Annotated in this window: 14 protein-coding genes; 3 read left to right on the forward strand and 11 right to left on the reverse strand. The window is 41.0% G+C overall.

What is annotated here, in order from left to right; all coding sequences use genetic code 11:
* Position 1 precedes the first annotated feature (1 nt).
* The 3 genes from I2I04_RS14105 to I2I04_RS14115 all read right to left on the reverse strand — a co-directional run bounded on the left by I2I04_RS14105 (position 2) and on the right by I2I04_RS14115 (position 2600).
* A complete protein-coding gene (locus I2I04_RS14105; protein WP_143259762.1) occupies positions 2 to 1000 on the reverse strand; it encodes an MBL fold metallo-hydrolase in 999 nt (332 codons plus the stop codon).
* Between the two features lie 154 nt (positions 1001 to 1154).
* Entirely contained in the window at positions 1155 to 2252 is a 1098-nt protein-coding gene (locus tag I2I04_RS14110) for a PspC domain-containing protein (RefSeq protein ID WP_143259764.1), read from the reverse strand.
* A 21-nt stretch (positions 2253 to 2273) separates the two neighbouring features.
* Positions 2274 to 2600: a PadR family transcriptional regulator gene (locus tag I2I04_RS14115; RefSeq protein ID WP_195471020.1), complete on the reverse strand. Its 327-nt coding sequence runs from the start codon at positions 2598 to 2600 to the stop codon at positions 2274 to 2276.
* Positions 2601 to 2765: 165 nt separating this feature from the next.
* Here I2I04_RS14115 and I2I04_RS14120 point away from each other — a divergent pair, with 165 nt between their 5' ends.
* On the forward strand, positions 2766 to 3263 hold the full coding sequence (locus I2I04_RS14120) for a GNAT family N-acetyltransferase (protein WP_004312714.1): 498 nt from the start codon (positions 2766 to 2768) through the stop codon (positions 3261 to 3263).
* Between the two features lie 72 nt (positions 3264 to 3335).
* Here I2I04_RS14120 and I2I04_RS14125 read toward each other — a convergent pair whose 3' ends face one another.
* The 3 genes from I2I04_RS14125 to uvrA form a co-directional block, all read right to left on the reverse strand.
* Positions 3336 to 4895, reverse strand: coding sequence for a peptide MFS transporter (locus tag I2I04_RS14125; protein ID WP_143259766.1), 1560 nt, complete (start codon positions 4893 to 4895; stop codon positions 3336 to 3338).
* Between the two features lie 97 nt (positions 4896 to 4992).
* Positions 4993 to 5472 carry a Cys-tRNA(Pro) deacylase gene (gene ybaK / locus I2I04_RS14130; protein ID WP_143259767.1) on the reverse strand — a complete coding sequence of 160 codons (480 nt, stop codon included), beginning with the start codon at positions 5470 to 5472 and terminating at the stop codon, positions 4993 to 4995.
* Positions 5473 to 5661: 189 nt separating this feature from the next.
* Entirely contained in the window at positions 5662 to 8487 is a 2826-nt protein-coding gene (uvrA, locus tag I2I04_RS14135; RefSeq protein WP_143259769.1) for an excinuclease ABC subunit UvrA, read from the reverse strand.
* 158 nt (positions 8488 to 8645) lie between these two features.
* Between uvrA and I2I04_RS14140 the strand changes: the two genes are divergently transcribed.
* Together I2I04_RS14140 and I2I04_RS14145 are read left to right on the forward strand one after the other, a co-directional pair.
* Positions 8646 to 10412, forward strand: coding sequence for a LysM peptidoglycan-binding domain-containing protein (locus tag I2I04_RS14140; protein WP_195471019.1), 1767 nt, complete (start codon positions 8646 to 8648; stop codon positions 10410 to 10412).
* A gap of 7 nt (positions 10413 to 10419) precedes the next feature.
* Entirely contained in the window at positions 10420 to 11142 is a 723-nt protein-coding gene (locus tag I2I04_RS14145; protein WP_143259773.1) for a porin family protein, read from the forward strand.
* Between the two features lie 262 nt (positions 11143 to 11404).
* Here the strand turns inward: I2I04_RS14145 and I2I04_RS14150 are convergent, their stop codons facing one another.
* The 5 genes from I2I04_RS14150 to I2I04_RS14170 all read right to left on the reverse strand — a co-directional run bounded on the left by I2I04_RS14150 (position 11405) and on the right by I2I04_RS14170 (position 15302).
* The gene (locus I2I04_RS14150; protein WP_143259775.1) at positions 11405 to 11848 is read right to left on the reverse strand and encodes a DUF4293 domain-containing protein; all 444 of its coding nucleotides are present in this window, start codon (positions 11846 to 11848) and stop codon (positions 11405 to 11407) included.
* A 107-nt stretch (positions 11849 to 11955) separates the two neighbouring features.
* Entirely contained in the window at positions 11956 to 12291 is a 336-nt protein-coding gene (locus I2I04_RS14155; protein WP_004299989.1) for a DNA-directed RNA polymerase subunit omega, read from the reverse strand.
* A gap of 14 nt (positions 12292 to 12305) precedes the next feature.
* Positions 12306 to 13109 carry an outer membrane protein assembly factor BamD gene (locus I2I04_RS14160; protein ID WP_004312707.1) on the reverse strand — a complete coding sequence of 268 codons (804 nt, stop codon included), beginning with the start codon at positions 13107 to 13109 and terminating at the stop codon, positions 12306 to 12308.
* Between the two features lie 400 nt (positions 13110 to 13509).
* Positions 13510 to 13935 carry an amino acid-binding protein gene (locus I2I04_RS14165; protein ID WP_008022809.1) on the reverse strand — a complete coding sequence of 142 codons (426 nt, stop codon included), beginning with the start codon at positions 13933 to 13935 and terminating at the stop codon, positions 13510 to 13512.
* A 68-nt stretch (positions 13936 to 14003) separates the two neighbouring features.
* On the reverse strand, positions 14004 to 15302 hold the full coding sequence (locus tag I2I04_RS14170; RefSeq protein WP_143259777.1) for a phenylacetate--CoA ligase family protein: 1299 nt from the start codon (positions 15300 to 15302) through the stop codon (positions 14004 to 14006).
* Positions 15303 to 15374: the final 72 nt, after the last annotated feature.

Here is a 15374-nt window from a genome sequence, read left to right on the forward strand (position 1 = left end):
ATTATTTCTGTTTATTCAATTTCACAATCTCACCCAAATAGGGGATCTCCACAGGAATCTTCCGTTTCTTTGACTCTTCCGCAAAAACCTTCGGAGGATCGTGCAAAGGCTCGTCAGACAAGTCGAATGTGCCATAATGCATGGGAATGGTAAGGCCTGCATGCATTTCTTCGGCGGCAATCAATGATTCGTAAGGCGATATATGATTGGGGCGCATAAACCAGCGAGGTTTGTATGCCCCGATACCTAACAAAGCGTAATCCGGTGCTCCGAACAGATCGGGAATCTCACGAAAGTGACTGGAATACCCCGTATCACCACTATAATAAAGAGAAATCCCATTTCCTTGCAGCATAAAAGCTCCCCACAGTCGCTGACCGCCATCACGTACGGATCGTTTGCTCCAGTGTTGTGCCGGCAGAAACGTGATCTTCAATCCCTCATCTTCCATCTGTTGATACCATCCGGCTTCAATCACTTTCATTTCGGGGAACCATCCCTGAATCAGTTCACCGGTTCCCAAGCCGCAGAAAAGCTTCATTTGCGGGTTATTCTTCAATAAGCGGGCTATACTCTGTTTATCCAAATGGTCAAAATGGTCATGGCTGACAAGTAGATAATCAATCTCCGTAAATATGTCAGGATTAGCTGGAAATTCGCTCTGTCTCTTCACAAAAGGAATACTGCCGAACACCGGATCGAACATGATTCGCTTACCTGCCAATTGAAGAAAGAACGAATTATGCCCGAGCCATATCAGGGAATCTCCTACCACCGCATCCAATGAGCGGAGATAACAAACTTTCGGATCCCATTTCACCGTTTTCTTCTCTTTGCGTTGAGGATTGGGCGAAAGACGCCATTTCAGCACACTGCCCATCCCTGGACGGAAGCGATGCTGCCTGTTAAAAAAACGTCCGCGCACCATCGGATTTCCTCTCCAATAAGGATTGACTGTCGCTAAACGTTCGTTTCTCCTAAAACATATATGTTCACCCATCTTTATTTCCTGAATACGTATTTACAAACTTACATAAAAATTCTCGATTTACGATGAATAAGAGGAAACAAAAAATGTACCCCGGACACACTATCGGGGTACATTTATTTATAAAAGAATAAATATTATCCTTTTTTAATAGAATGAGGCTTAGTTAACAGCAGTGCAGCCCATATAAAGGCAGTTGCCAGCCAAGAGCAGAAAGATTAATGACCATAATGACCGCACCCAATATCCATAAAATCAGTAACGACCATTTCAAACCTGTTCCCATTGGTGACCAATGGAATAGCTGGCGCAAGATAGTATACAAGAAAGCTCCTAATGGAATACCAATGAGGGCAACTCCGGCAATCGTACCCAATAATGTCATCATAGGAGAGACGGAAACAACCGGCATCCAGTCGATGGCAGGCAACAACTCACAAAGTAAAGCTCCTCCACTGACTGCCACGGCAATTGCCGCAAATACCAACGCTACCAATACGACAGCCAATACGAACAAGACAGGGCAACAGAGAATGACAAGAGCTACCAGAAATATCTTAAAAAGAACGGCTGCAATAGAAACAAATACATCGCCTATCTTTTGAATAAAGGTACGAGGTTTGCCTGAGTTCACATAATTATTAACCCCATCTGCTACCCGTTCGAAACCGTCTGTCACTGTTTTGCCAATATTCTCAATAGTTACCGCTTCTCCACGCATACTCAACTTTTCTGCGGCCGTACGGGCTTCCGGAATAACGAGCCATCCGATAATATAAAGGATAATCATCGGACAATAAGGCACAAACACCAGGATAATCATCAGGATACGCACCAATGTGATGTCCCAACCGAAGTAGGCAGCCAGTCCTGCTGCCACACCACCCAACAATTTATTATCCGGATCACGGAACCAGCGACGTTGAGCAGAGGTTTGCGCATTACTTTGATTAGCGGACGATGCTTGTTCCGTTCTTTTCTGTGAATCTGTATCCTCGTCAGCAATACCAAAATCTTCCGGTTTGCCTACGCGGGCGATGATTTCTTCTACATCCGAAACTGTGATGACCTGTTTTCCTTCAGTTACTTTCTCGGCAAACAGTTCGGCAATACGCATCTCAATATCGTTTACGATCTCTTCCGCACCCTCCTGTTTACGAAAGTAATGTTTCAAATTAGACAGATAATTGTCTAACAGTCGGTAGGCATCGTCATCTATATGATAAACTATTCCTCCTAAATTTATGGTCAATGTCTTTTTCATTTTTATTTCTTCTTTTTCGGATTATCTATTGGCTATATGATTCACTGTGTCGTTAAGTTCTTTCCAGGAAATTTCCAGTTCTCCCAAAAAGATTTCTCCTTGTTCAGTGAGTTTATAGTATTTGCGGGGAGGCCCCTGGGTAGATTCCACCCACTCATAACTTAACAGGTCGTCATTTTTCAGACGGGTCAGCAACGGATACAAGGTGCCTTCCACTACGATCAGCTGGGCTTCTTTCAATTTCTGAATAATATCAGAAGCATAAGCAGGCTCCTTGTGCAGTAAAAGCATGATGCAATATTCAAGCATGCCTTTCCTCATCTGTGATTTTACATTGTCTACTTTCATTATTCACTTCTTTTAGATGGCACAAATATATGCATTACTCAAGTACCTTGCATTACAAAGTACTATAAATTAATAATAATTAAAACATTAGAGAGGGCCCACCTTATTATAAAAAGAAATAATGGCTATATTTGTGCCCGTTAAACCATAAAATAGAAAATACGTATGTTTACAATTCGAAAAGCAACGGTAGCCGATTGCGAGCTTATTCATATGATGGCAAAGGAGGTATTCCCCGCCACCTACAAGGATATTTTATCTCCTGAACAACTGGATTATATGATGGACTGGATGTATGCTCCTTCCAATGTGCGCAAGCAAATGGAGGAAGAAGGACATGTGTATTCCATCGCCTACAAAGAGGATGAGCCATGCGGATACGTCTCTGTACAGCAACAGGGAAAAGATGTATTCCATCTTCAGAAAATCTATGTTCTCCCCCGCTTTCAGGGTGCGCATTGTGGCAGTTTCTTATTTAAGGAAGCAATCAAGTGTATCAAAGGGATGCATCCGGAACCTTGTCTGATGGAACTTAACGTGAATCGTAATAATAAAGCCTTGCAGTTTTACGAATACATGGGAATGAGAAAGTTACGGGAAGGTGATTTCCCGATTGGCAATGGGTATTATATGAATGATTATATTATGGGATTGGATATTTAATAAATAAAAATGCCCCGAAACATTTACGATGCTTGTTCCGGGGCATTTTGTTATTTAGTCAATGACGGGATTCTACTTCGCTACGCGTTCCAACCATTTTACCATTGAAAGCATTACAATCATAGAAGCACCTGTTGCACCTACAAATACTAACCAGCAAGCCCAGATAGGAACAGTTGTATACAGAATACCACCGATAAACAGCAGTGAATTACCCACAGCTGTTGCAGCCAACCAACAACCTTGCATTAATCCCTGCAAATGCGGAGGAGCCACCTTAGATACAAACGATAATCCTAGAGGAGAAATGAACAATTCGGCAACTGTAAGGATGAAATACAAACCGATCATAATCCACGGAGTCACACGAATAGCATTTATTTCAGCAGCGCTCATAGTGCCCAACACCTCTTTCGAAGGCAATGTAAAAGAGAATACCATCAAGAATACATATGCCAATGCAGCAATACCCATACCAATGGCAATCTTCATCGGGGTAGAAGGTTCTTTACCATTCTTTTTCATTGAGCCAAACATCCACATGATAAATGGAGTCAGGAATACAACGAAGAACGGATTAACACTCTGGAATATTTCAGCTCCCTTGATCTGCGTAAAACCTAAGTCGATATTAATAACACTCAAATCCACATAGTCACGGGCAAAATAAGTCAAAGAATAACCATTCTGATGGAAGGACAACCAGAAGAAAATAACAATACCAAATACTGCAAACAAAGCATAGATACGTTGTTTGATTTCAGTAGCGCTCATTTGGATTTCTTCCTTATTCACAGTCGCAGTGCCTTTACTAGTTTCCAATTTAGTCGCAGGATCCGGGAAACGTTTCTTATTTGCCATATAAATAATGAGCGAAACAAGCATAGCACCAATAGCAGCCATAAAAGCATACTGAAAACCACGGTTAAACACATCAAGGTAGTTATTAACAAACACACCCATATCTGCTACAGGAGTTCCGTCAAGAACAGCACTCTTAGCCAAAGTTGTCAGATTCTCCATTGCCTGTGGAGCCATATCATTTCCTTTTTCTAAATATTGATGGCACAATTCAGGTAAAGTAGCATCATAATCAAAGTTGTTCACCTTCAACCACCAGTTGCGCACACCAATAGCAATAAACGGCGCAAAAACAGCTCCAATATTGATAAACATATAAAATATCTGGAAACCGGCATCACGAAGATTGGAATATTTAGGATCATCGTACATCTGACCTACCAAAGCCTGCAGATTTCCTTTAAATAAACCATTACCAAAAGCAATCACCAAAAGTCCGAAACAGGTTAATCCCAGATAAAGAGCCATACTAGGAACAGGAGTCGGAGTAGGAATGGCAATAATTAAATAACCGATAGCCATTAATATCAGCCCTACTAAAATAGTGCCTTTGAAATTTTTCGTCTTATCAGCAATAACACCTCCCGCCAAAGCTAAAATATAAATGGAAGCATAAAACGCGGAATAAATGTATCCGGTAGTTGTCTCGGACAATCCAAATTTCGCTGAAATAAACAATGTCAAAATCGCCATCATAATATAGAAGCCAAAACGCTCTCCCATATTAGCTAAAGCAGCAGCAATCAGACCTTTAGGGTGTTTACTGAACATAGATATAAGTTTTTAGAATTAATAAATGATTGATTTAAATAAATATTTCTTGCAAATATATACTTTTTCTTGAGTTTTTGCACAATGATTTGTTAAACTACTCCTCAAATAAACGACAAATTTCTGCCCTGGATTCACGAATCAAATCTTCCGGAGCTATTTTTATCTGAAGCCCCCTCACTCCGGCACTTACATAAATATACGGAAACTGCCGGCTGGTTTCATGGATATAAGTAGGAAAATGTTTCTTCATGCCGATAGGCGAACAACCTCCCCGGATATATCCGGTAAGTGGCAGAAGTTCTTTTACGGGAATCAAATCGCACTTCTTATTACCTGAAGCTTTAGCTGCCAGTTTCAAGTCAACTTCATGTTCTCCTGGAATGACACAGACAAAATATCCGCTTTTATCACCGTGCAGAACAAGAGTCTTAAACACTTGCTCAATGTTTTCTCCTAAATCTGCTGCTACATGAACAGCACTCAAGTCGTTTTCATCCACTTCGTAGGGAATCAATTCATAGGCTATCTTAGCCTTATCTAACAGCCGCGCGGCATTTGTTTTATTGATTTTCATTTTCGTTGTAATTATACTTTCTATATCTGATAAATAAAGAATTAGTGGGAGACAAAGTCCTCTATGACTTTTATTAAGGCACGGATTACACGGCTCTAATTAAATAAAAACTGTGTAATCCGTGCCTTAATTAATATAGCTAGGGATAGTTGACTTTATTAGGGGAACGCCCTCACTCTCTGCTTCAAATTAGAGTCCCAGTTCTTCGCGAAGAAACTTAGGTGTATATCCCTTATGGCTCTTCGCAACTTCTTCCGGGGTTCCGTAACTAAGGAGTTCTCCCCCGCCCTTACCACCTTCAGGCCCCATATCGATAATATAATCCGCCATTTTAATCACATCCAGATTGTGTTCGATGACAATAACCGTATTACCTTTATCCACAAGCTTATTCAGTACTCCCATCAGTACGCGGATATCTTCAAAATGAAGTCCGGTAGTCGGTTCATCAAGGATATAAAGGGTCTTGCCTGTGTCTCTTTTCGATAGTTCCGTTGCCAGCTTCACACGCTGGCTTTCTCCACCGGAAAGAGTGGTAGAAGATTGTCCTAACTTTATATATCCGAGTCCGACATCCTGCAATACTTTTATCTTATTCAAGATTTGCGGAACGTTTTCAAAGAATTCTACGGCACGGTTGATTGTCATGTCCAGCACATCGGCAATTGATTTTCCCTTGAAACGTACTTCCAGTGTTTCCCGATTATAACGTTTGCCGTGACATACTTCACAAGGCACATATACGTCAGGAAGAAAATTCATTTCAATTGTCTTATAACCATTTCCCGTACAGGCTTCACAACGTCCACCCGAAACATTAAAGGAGAAACGTCCCGGTTTGTAACCGCGAATCTTAGCTTCCGGAAGCCCTACAAACAAATTACGAATATCAGAAAACACACCGGTATAGGTAGCTGGATTGGAACGTGGCGTACGCCCCAAAGGTGATTGATCGACATTCACTACCTTATCGATGTTTTCCAACCCTTCAATCGAATCGTATTCCAAAGGATCCTGCAAAGAACGGTAGAACTTCTGCGACAGAATAGGTTGCAGAGTTTCATTAATCAAAGTAGATTTTCCGCTTCCTGATACACCCGTCACACAAATTAGTTTACCTAACGGAAACTCTACATCGACATTCTTCAGGTTATTCCCTTTCGCTCCTTTCAGCCAGATAGATTTTCCGTTTCCTTTTCTACGCTTGGCGGGGATTTCTATCTTCATCTTTCCATTCAGGTATTGCGAAGTCATCGTATCGGTTTTCAGCATCTCCTGGGGAGTTCCTGCAAAAACAACTTCTCCACCGAGACGTCCGGCTTTTGGTCCCATATCGATGACATAGTCGGCAGCCAGCATCATATCCTTATCATGTTCCACCACAATCACAGAGTTTCCCATGTCACGAAGTTCTTTCAAAGAGTTGATAAGGCGCAAATTATCACGCTGATGCAAACCGATACTCGGCTCGTCGAGAATATAAAGCACATTCACCAATTGAGAACCAATCTGCGTAGCCAAACGGATACGCTGGCTCTCACCACCGGAAAGGCTGACAGAACTACGGTTCAGTGCCAGATAATCCAAACCGACATCCAACAGGAACTTCAAACGCGTACGAATCTCTTTCAGAATCTCCACTGATATTTTCTTCTGCTTATCGGAAAGGAACTCATCTACCTTCATCAACCAGTCATACAACTCGTTGATGTCCATGTTTGCCAATTCATTAATATTCTTATCATGGATGCGGAAATGCAGCGCTTCCTTATTTAAGCGGGCCCCTTTACATTCAGGACAAACCGTTGTTTTGGCAAACTGTTCCGCCCATTTCTGCGCTGTCGCAGAAGCATCTTTTTCCTGCAACATCTGAATATACTTCACCACTCCTTCATAGGTAACAAAGTAATCGGATGAAGTGCCGATCAGTGAACTCTTGATTTTAATCCGTTCGTCAGATCCGTACAATACTTCATCAATCGCATCGTCCGGCAACTCCTTAATCGGTGTTTTCAGCGTTGCATCATATTTTTCAAGCAAAGCACCTATTTGCCAGAAAATCATCGCATTCTTATATTTTCCCAAAGGAGCTATCGCACCTTCATAAATGGAAAGTTCACGGTCAGGAATCACTTTGTCCACGTCAATCTGATTGACTACTCCCAACCCTTTACACTTCGGACACGCTCCTTGCGGTGAATTGAATGAGAAGTTGTGCGGGGCCGGTTCACGATAAGACAACCCGGTGACAGGACACATGAGCCGCTTACTATAATGCCGGATACTTTCGGACTGGGCATCCAGAATCATCATCAGCCCGTCTCCCTGACGCATGGCAGTTGCCACACTCTGTTTCAGACGCCGGTCATCTTTCTCTGCAACCACTAATTTATCGATAACCACTTCCACATCGTGGTTCTTATAACGGTCGAGCTTCATACCATGCGTAATTTCACGCACTTCACCGTCCACCCGTACATATAAATATCCTTTTTTGCGTATCTGTTCAAAAAGTTCTCTATAATGTCCTTTACGTGAACGTACCAATGGCGCCAGCAGGTATATTTTCTTTCCTTTATAATCTTTCAGAATCAAATCCAGAATCTGCTCTTCGGTGTACTTCACCATTTCTTCCCCCGACAGATACGAATAGGCGATTCCCGCACGGGCATACAACAAACGGAGATAATCGTAGATCTCGGTAGTTGTTCCTACGGTAGAACGGGGATTTTTATTCGTTGTTTTCTGTTCAATGGAGATAACCGGACTCAAGCCTGTTATTTTATCGACATCCGGACGTTCCAGATTGCCCAGGAAATTGCGGGCATACGCTGAAAAAGTTTCGATATAGCGGCGCTGTCCTTCGGCAAAAATTGTATCGAAGGCTAAAGAAGATTTTCCACTACCGCTCAATCCGGTGATAACAGTCAAGCTGTTACGGGGAATCTCGGCATCAATGTCCTTCAAATTGTGCACGCGCGCACCGTACACATTAATATATTCTGTTTCCTGCATATTCATATCCTTCCATAAATGTTGCAAAATTAATGTTTCCGCCCGAAATATGCTCCTAAAAAAGCACAATATTATTTTCTTAACTCAAATCTTATGAAGATATAGGGCATTATTTGTACCTTTGTTCCTTGATTTCAAGAACCAATAGTTATAATTTGATGAAACCGATAAACCGAATATTCTTATTTCTGCTTTTTATAAGCGTTTCATACGCTATCAGTTATGCACAGGAAAACCAATCTTATTTCTTGCATACCATCGAAAAAGGACAAAGTTTATACTCCATTTCCAAGATGTATAATGTCACTACGTCAGACATCATACGTCTGAATCCAGGTTGTGACGAAAAGATCTACGCCGGACAGACTATCAAAATCCCTACAGGAAAAGAGAGTCAGAAGGGAGAAACATTCCATACGATTCAAGCCGGAGAAACATTGTACAAACTGACAACGATGTATAATGTGTCCGCCAAAGATATTTGTGAAGCAAACCCAGGTTTGAGTGCCGAGAATTTCCGTATCGGACAAGTTATTCTGATTCCGCAGAAAAAAGAAGTACAAGCTGATGCTGTAGTTCAAACACCTACTGAACAATCGACCATCCAAGGTCCGGTTGTTCCAAGATGTAAGGATATGCACAAGGTAAAACGCAAAGAGACTATATTCAGCGTGAGCCGTGAATACGGAATCAGCGAGCAGGAGTTGATTGCCGCTAACCCGGAACTGAAAAAGGGCATGAAAAAGGGACAATTCCTTTGCATCCCCTACCCGGCAGCAACCACCGTACAACCTACGCAGAAGGAAGATCCATACGCTGTTCCTCCCAGCAATAGCGAGCTTTTCCGCAAAAGCAAGGAGACTCCCCAAAAACTGTCTACCATTAAGGCTGCCTTGTTGTTGCCTTTCCAGGAGGACAAACGCATGGTGGAATATTACGAAGGTTTCCTGATGGCAGTAGACAGTCTGAAACGTACGGGCATTTCTCTTGATTTATATGTATATGATTGTGGAAAAGACATTTCTACATTAAATACGATTCTTGCCAAAAACGAGATGAAGAGTATGAATATCATCTTCGGTCCGATGCATCAGAATCAAATAAAACCATTGTCAGACTTCGCGGAGAAGAACGACATACGTCTGGTGATTCCTTTCTCTCAAAAGGGAGAAGAAGTATTCAACAATCCTGCCGTTTATCAGATTAATACACCTCAATCTTATTTGTATTCAGAGGTTTATGAGCATTTCACCCGTCAATTCCCTAATGCGAACGTTATTTTCATCGAACCGTCAAGTGCTGACAAGGAGAAAGCTGAATTTATCAGCGGCTTGAAACAAGAGTTGAAAAGCAAAGGAATTCCAATGAGAACCGTCAGCGAAAGCGCAACTAAAGAAACATTGAAAGCAGCACTTCGCAGTGATAAAGAAAACATCTTTATCCCGACATCGGGCAATAATGTCTTACTGATTAAGGTACTTCCTCAACTAACGCTATTAGTCAGAGAGAATCCTGCAGAAAAAATTCACTTGTTCGGCTATCCGGAATGGCAGACTTACACCAGAGATCACCTGGAAAATTTCTTTGAGTTGGATGTATATTTCTACTCTTCATTCTATACAAATACATTGTTCCCGGCAGCTGTGCAATTCACCAACGCTTATCATAAATGGTATAGCAAAGATTTGGCGAGCAAATACCCTAATTACGCAATGCTTGGCTTCGACACCGGTTTCTTCTTCCTGAAGGGATTATCGCTCTATGGCTCGGAATTGGAAAACAATCTGCCTAAGATGAATCTGACTCCGATTCAGACAGGATTCAAATTCCAGCGCGTGAACAACTGGGGAGGATTTATTAATAAGAAAGTGTTCTTCATACGTTTCACTAAGAATTTTGAATTAGTAAAACTTGACTTCGAATAATACGAAAATGATAAAGATAAAACCATTTTTGATTGCAACACTCCTACTTACAGGATTTGCCCTTCCTGCCACTGCCCAAATTGGAGAAGCACGAAGTAATTTATCAGTAGGTGTCAATGGAGGCGTCAACCTAAACAGTGTTTCTTTCACTCCCAGCATCAAGCAAAATAGCTTGATGGGAATTACCGGAGGATTGACGGCACGCTATATATCCGAGAAGTATTTTGCCATGATTTGTGGCGCACAAGTCGAATTAAATTTCTCGCAAAGGGGCTGGGACCAATTGTTTGAGATACCAGGGGAAAACGGAGAAATGGTGAAAGACCCTACTCAAACTTACACCCGTAAAATGACTTATATCGATATTCCTTTCCTTGCCCACCTTGCTTTCGGACGAGACAGAGGATTACAATTCTTTGTTCATGCAGGTCCACAAATTAGCTTTCTCATCGGAGAGTCAGAGACTATTTCAGGTGTAAACATGGACCAACTTTCCAATACACAGAAAGCCGTGTATGGAGTTAAGATTCAAAATAAATTCGACTATGGTATTGCCGGCGGCGGCGGTGTAGAACTCCGAACAAAAAAAGCCGGTAGTTTCATCGTTGAAGGCCGTTACTATTTTGCACTGTCTGACTTTTACAGCACCACAAAGAAAGACTATTTCGCCCGTGCAGCGCATGGAACAATCACCATAAAGCTCACATACTTATTTGACCTGAAGAAATAAAACCTTCTCCTTTCGAGAGAAGGAATTTGAGCATTACAAATATCGTTTTAGGGCTACTCTTTAGAAGATACAAATAAGGCAACTGATTCATTACGAATTAGTTGCCTTATTTGTATCTTCTAAACAGGAATATTTAGTAAATGTCCTGTTTTAGAGATGCTAAAGCATAGCTTTAGAGAGCAAAAAGCATCGCTTTAACCCTTATAAAGCGATGCTTTTCATTAATCATATTAACGAATAACCCAAAGTATAGGGAGGAAATTTATCTCAATCTATCCGCAGCCTTTACCATCACCTCGTCACGTCCAATAGCACGAATAGCCAATATATTCAGAATGATGGAAATAAGTGGTAAACACAATGCCCAGCCTACCCGGAACATATTTGCGTCATTCTTCAACGCAAAATAAAAAGCGAGGGCGGCAATGTAATAACCTACCAACAATAAGCTATTGAAAATCGTCATACGAATCTGCAACATACGGTTCTTATATAAAAAAATGGTAGCCACGGCAACGATAGTGCTAAGCATTAGAATCCCGAATAAGCCCCATGTAGACTGAAAAGCATCGTTCACTTCCAATCCTAATACCTTAAAAGGATGTTCACCCATTGTATCAATAAAGTAACCCATCGGCATACACATCGCTGTAATCAGCAATCCTGCAACAATCAATAAATAAACTGTTTGAATTCGTTGAATCATAAGTATTCTAAATAGTAGTTGAGTTAAACAATAATAGCCAAGCAATAAGGAGCAGGGATGATGATCCCACTTACTACTTGACTATCAATTTTTTGTCAGAAAATAAATTACTGAAGTTTTTCTTTCTCCTTAGCCGGATTTCTATAATATATTTTCCCTTCGATGTATTCTTGCGTAGCAATCAAGTCCGGTTTCGGCAATTTCTCATAATAACGAGAAATTTCGATTTGCTCTCTATTTTCAAATACTTCTTCCAAATTGTCATTGTAAGAGGCAAACTCTGCCAATTTCTTTGAAAGATCGTTTTTGATTTCTACACTGATCTGATTAGCACGCTTGCCAATAATGGCAACAGTTTCATAAACATTACCTGTATCAGCACAGAGTTCCATCATGTCACGGGTTACTGTTGTAGCAGGAGCATTCGTTTTTTTGTAGTCCATAAATCTATTTAAATTTAGTCTTTAATTACTTTTTGTGATTCATTGAATATTTTCTCGGCTTCTTTCAGATATTTACTTTCGGGAAATTCATTCTTGAAAGCATAATATTCGTCCACTGTTTCGCGGTAACGATCCATCTTCTTGTCTTCTACACTATAGATAGCCATTTCGTGTCTCGCACGCAGAATCAAGATAGAAAGTTCTTCACGATAATCAGTATAAGGATAATCCTTCAGTGCATTTTGAGCTGTGATTACACAAGACTCATAGTTATTGCCTAAATAATTACCCAGATTATAATATAATCTTGCAGAATAAAGTTCTTTCAAAACCAGCTTATCCTGCAAAGCAAAAATCATATCCTGTGCTTCCTGCTTCTTTGTGCTGTTCGGGAAATACTCCATGAACATCTGCAACTGCTGGATAGCCTGATAAGTGCTTGATTGATCCAAACGTGGTTCCGGGGTATCCAGAAATAAAGCTTTACCTGCATGGAAACGTGCCAGTTCGGTAAAAGTACCACGGGGATATGTATTAAAATAGGTGATAAATGTCTGGGCAGCTGTCTGATAATCTTTCTGATTATAATAACTCATTCCCAACATATACAAAGACTCTTCCGCTTTATCGGTTCCTTTAAGAATGGTTATCAACTCATTCAGCAAAGTAGCTGAACGATTATACTGTCCCTTCGCAAAATAGTTTTTGGCGGCTTCGTACTTGTATTCGTAATCGGTGCTTTTCAGCAATTTATTGTACTCTCCACATGATGTTAGAGTAGCCGCCGCAAGCAAAGTTATAATGATATTTTTCTTCATCCTATTTAAAAATAATGCGCAAAGTTACTTATTCGCTGGGAATTTAGCAATTAATCTGTGTTTTTTAATACATAAAAGGCGTTAAACATCGACAAAAGGAGAGAAAATGACGTCGAATCGCAAACGCCAAACTATAAATGGCAGGTAATAAACGAATCACACAGAAATCATGACTGACATAAACCTGACGAACAAACATCAGATACCTTGTTATAAGGCAGAAAAAAAATAGTGACGGTATATGCTCGGGATAGTGACGGTATCAGTGGCATATACCGTCACTATCCGCATCGGATAGCGTCACTATTTTTTATAGCAAAAAAACGGCAAACAAATGTGTTATCCCATTCAAAGACAACACAGCTATTTACCGTTCCCAGTTTATCGTTTACTGCTATATTTACAGCTTGTACAAATCACTTGCAGCCAACAGATCGACTTTCTTTTCTTTCAGCACCTCGATACATTTATCCAGATTGCTGGGGCGAATTACCACATTTGCAATATTGTTATTGGCAAACGAATACATATATTCAATAAATACACCCTCATCTGATAAATATCCCAGCACTTTTGCCAAAGCACCCGGTATATTGGGACAGCTTATACCTACTACATCAGTCACATTCACTGCAAAATGATTATCTTTTAAAGCTTTGTATGCTTTATCCGGATCAGATACTATTCCACGCAAAATACCAAAATCAGCATTTTCGGCAATGCACAAGGCAGAAAGATTGATATTTTCTTTCGCCAGCACTTCAGTCACTTCCGTCAAACGGCCTGACTTATTTTCCAAAAAGATAGAAAGTTGTTTTGCTACCATATTTATTAAAGTATTAAGTAATAAGTATTAAGTATTAGGTAACAGGTATTAGGTTACCTAATACTTATTTACATTTTTCTGTTATCAATCACACGTTTTGCTTTACCTACGCTACGCTCAATACTGCGAGGCTCTACCAGTTTCACGTTGACTCCCAATCCAAGTACGCTTTGCAAACGTCCTCCCAGCTTTTTCTTCAAAGCCAGCATTTTGTTGATTTCATCAGAATAGAATTCCGGACGTACTTCAACCTGAAGTTCCATCGTATCGGTATTGTTTTCACGCCCCACTATCAACAGATAATGCGGTTCAAATTCTGCCATTTCAAGGATGACAGATTCAATCTGTGTCGGGAATACGTTCACACCACGAATAATCATCATATCATCACTGCGTCCCAAAATACGATCCATACGTACTAATGTACGACCGCAAGAACATTTATCATGATGCAAGGCAGTCAAATCACGCGTACGGTAACGGAGCAACGGCATCCCCTCTTTGGTCAGGTGGGTAAACACCAGCTCGCCCGTTTGTCCCGGCTCAACCGGTTGCAATGTATTCGGATCGATAATTTCCGGGAAATAATGGTCTTCATTCAAGTGAGTACCATTCTGACATTCACACTCGTAACCGACACCCGGTCCGGCAATCTCACTCAACCCATAAATATCGTATGCTTTGATTCCCAATTTCTCTTCAATTTCATGACGCATATTTTCCGTCCAAGGTTCCGCACCGAACGCACCGGCTTTCAGTTGAAATTCTTCACGCGGCAAACCGGAATCTTTGATTGCATCTGCCAGATAAAGCGCATAAGAAGGAGTGCAACAAAGCACTGTCGACCCGAAATCATGCATCAAGGTGATCTGTTTTTCTGTATTGCCACTGGACATCGGAATAACAGAAGCGCCGATATTCTCGGCTCCGGCATGTGCCCCCAGTCCGCCCGTAAACAGTCCGTATCCGTATGATACCTGAAAAATATCAGAACGGCCCGCTCCGTAAGCGGTAAAAGCACGTGATATACATTCCGCCCAAGAGGCCAAGTCCTTGCGGGTATATCCGACAACCGTCGGCTTTCCGGTCGTTCCGGAAGAGGCATGAATACGTACAATCTGGCTCATCGGCACGGCACAAAGTCCGAACGGATAATTATCTCTTAAATCATGTTTCGTGGTAAACGGCAGTTTTACAATATCATCAATACTATTGATATCATCGGGAGTTATTCCCATTTCCTGCATCTTCTTTCGATAGAAAGGAGTGTTGTGATAGACGTAATCTACAATTTTCTTGAGTCGTATGCTTTGAATCTTGCGAAGACTTTCGCGGTCCATACACTCAATGCTCTCATTCCAAATCATGTGTTTCTGGTATTACTAGTTGTATGAATCTGTTTTTTGATATTAATATGTTGCAAAGTAAAGGATTTATTT

Source organism: Bacteroides sp. 1001136B_160425_E2 (assembly GCF_015559655.1).
In the GTDB taxonomy this organism is placed as follows: domain Bacteria; phylum Bacteroidota; class Bacteroidia; order Bacteroidales; family Bacteroidaceae; genus Bacteroides; species Bacteroides luhongzhouii.

What these genes read in the sequence shown, in the direction of transcription:
- I2I04_RS14105 (WP_143259762.1), bottom strand. Translation starts at nt 1,000, where the DNA reads ATGGGTGAACATATATGTTTTAGGAGAAACGAACGTTTAGCGACAGTC.
- I2I04_RS14110 (WP_143259764.1), bottom strand. Translation starts at nt 2,252, where the DNA reads ATGAAAAAGACATTGACCATAAATTTAGGAGGAATAGTTTATCATATA.
- I2I04_RS14115 (WP_195471020.1), bottom strand. Translation starts at nt 2,600, where the DNA reads ATGAAAGTAGACAATGTAAAATCACAGATGAGGAAAGGCATGCTTGAA.
- I2I04_RS14120 (WP_004312714.1), top strand. Translation starts at nt 2,766, where the DNA reads ATGTTTACAATTCGAAAAGCAACGGTAGCCGATTGCGAGCTTATTCAT.
- I2I04_RS14125 (WP_143259766.1), bottom strand. Translation starts at nt 4,895, where the DNA reads ATGTTCAGTAAACACCCTAAAGGTCTGATTGCTGCTGCTTTAGCTAAT.
- ybaK (WP_143259767.1), bottom strand. Translation starts at nt 5,472, where the DNA reads ATGAAAATCAATAAAACAAATGCCGCGCGGCTGTTAGATAAGGCTAAG.
- uvrA (WP_143259769.1), bottom strand. Translation starts at nt 8,487, where the DNA reads ATGCAGGAAACAGAATATATTAATGTGTACGGTGCGCGCGTGCACAAT.
- I2I04_RS14140 (WP_195471019.1), top strand. Translation starts at nt 8,646, where the DNA reads ATGAAACCGATAAACCGAATATTCTTATTTCTGCTTTTTATAAGCGTT.
- I2I04_RS14145 (WP_143259773.1), top strand. Translation starts at nt 10,420, where the DNA reads ATGATAAAGATAAAACCATTTTTGATTGCAACACTCCTACTTACAGGA.
- I2I04_RS14150 (WP_143259775.1), bottom strand. Translation starts at nt 11,848, where the DNA reads ATGATTCAACGAATTCAAACAGTTTATTTATTGATTGTTGCAGGATTG.
- I2I04_RS14155 (WP_004299989.1), bottom strand. Translation starts at nt 12,291, where the DNA reads ATGGACTACAAAAAAACGAATGCTCCTGCTACAACAGTAACCCGTGAC.
- I2I04_RS14160 (WP_004312707.1), bottom strand. Translation starts at nt 13,109, where the DNA reads ATGAAGAAAAATATCATTATAACTTTGCTTGCGGCGGCTACTCTAACA.
- I2I04_RS14165 (WP_008022809.1), bottom strand. Translation starts at nt 13,935, where the DNA reads ATGGTAGCAAAACAACTTTCTATCTTTTTGGAAAATAAGTCAGGCCGT.
- I2I04_RS14170 (WP_143259777.1), bottom strand. Translation starts at nt 15,302, where the DNA reads ATGATTTGGAATGAGAGCATTGAGTGTATGGACCGCGAAAGTCTTCGC.